The following is a 1,594-nucleotide window of genomic DNA, read 5'->3' on the forward strand; positions in this document are numbered from 1 at the left end:
TTCTGAGCTTGAAATTTAACCTTTGCGAGCTTTGAGCTGATTACGTTCGGCGATGCTCTCGGGGCGTTTGGTGGTCTTGCCGACGTCGTAGCGGGTGGCAGGCCGCCGGTTCTTCGATCCAACTGGCCTGCCTGGTCCGGGTGTTGCTGGTTTCGGTGCGCGGGCCGGATTGTGCAGGTGCGGGCGGATGTTCCTGAACCCACGGCGGACGCGGGCCGGGGTGAGCCGGGCGGGCTCGGCCGGCTTCTCCCAGGGGCGGCGCAGGTCTGCGGCGGCCTCGCGGGTGAGGCGGAGCTGGGTGTGAGCGGCGATCACGATCCAGGTCCACCGGTCTGCGGCCTGGGGAGTGCGGAGTTTGGGGCGGGTCCAGCCGAGCGTCTGCTTGGCGAAGCGGAAGGTGTGCTCCAGGTCGAAGCGACGGAGGAATGCCTGCCAGCGCAGGTCGACGTCCTTGCTGGTCATGCCCGTGCGGGAGGACCAGAGCCAGACAGGCAGCGGGTCCTGGCCGCCGGGCAGGCGGTCGACCTGGAGGCGGATCACCGTGCCCTCGATGACGGGAAGCTCATCGGTGTGGTCGATCCACGCGGAGCGGGTGGTCAGCTTCGGGTGGAGGCGGTCGAACGCCATGGTCTGCGCGGTGCCGTAGCGGTCGGTGACGGTCACGGTCGCCACGTCCGGTTCGCCCCAGGTCTCCGGGCGGGCGAAGCGGAACTCCTTGCCGTGTTTCGGCGGGCGTCCGCCCTGGCGGGGCTGGGTCCAGGTGTTGGGCACGGGCCGGCGCATCACGCGGTCGGCACGCATCCGCCCCAGCACTTCCACGGGCAGGCCGGCCAGGAGGTGGGCCATGCGCGGGGCGTCGTAGCCGGCATCGAAGACCACCAGGACATCCGGATCGCCCTCCTCCCACTGCCCGCCCTCGACCAGGTCGGTGACGACTCGGCGGACCTGGGCGGCGGTGACCTCGGCCAGGTCGTCGTCGGGACCGAGACGGACGGCATCCAGCAGCTGGCACCACGAGGTGCGGCCGGTCTCCAGCGCGGCGACGAACGAGTACGGCCAGCCCGGCACGAACTGATCGCTGGAGCGTCCGTTGCGCCCGTAGACGTGACAGAACAAGCGGTCCGCGCTGGTCGGGGCATCGGAGCGCAGCCAGTTGCTGACGTCGACCGCGAGGACGAGCCGGTTGTCGGCGGCCTTGGGCTGCGGGAGCACCGCCAGCGCCCGCCGTAGCCCATCCACATCGATCCGGCCGCAGTTCAGCGCGTCGTACAACGCGCCGTGCCCACGCCGGTGTTCGGCCACCAACGTCAGGTCGACCGGCGAGGCCACCGGCCCGTTCTCGCAGAGCATCGCGTCGGTGACCTCGAACAGCGTGTCACCGCGTCGGGTCAGGCACGCGTAGAAGTCCTCCCGGAAGTGTGACGTGAAGTCGAACGCGTCCCGCCGGGCATCGTCGTGCAGCACACTCACCTCTGCGGCCTTCGTATGAACAAGCTTCCGTGGCGGAATGCATGATCATGCGAAGGCCGTCCGCCTGCCCGACGAATCCCCAGATGAGTGGGGGTGTACGACGCGACGTTCGAGGCCCGGGGTT

1 protein-coding gene is annotated in these 1,594 nt (G+C 69.4%); it reads right to left on the reverse strand.

Going from position 1 to position 1,594, the window contains the following annotated elements:
* Nucleotides 1-15 precede the first annotated feature (15 nt).
* On the reverse strand, nt 16-1,464 hold the full coding sequence (locus FPZ41_RS46375; protein WP_407698911.1) for an NF041680 family putative transposase: 1,449 nt from the start codon (nt 1,462-1,464) through the stop codon (nt 16-18).
* Nucleotides 1,465-1,594 lie beyond the last annotated feature (130 nt).

It is taken from the genome of Streptomyces acidicola (genome assembly GCF_009377235.1).
Taxonomy (GTDB): domain Bacteria; phylum Actinomycetota; class Actinomycetes; order Streptomycetales; family Streptomycetaceae; genus Streptomyces; species Streptomyces acidicola.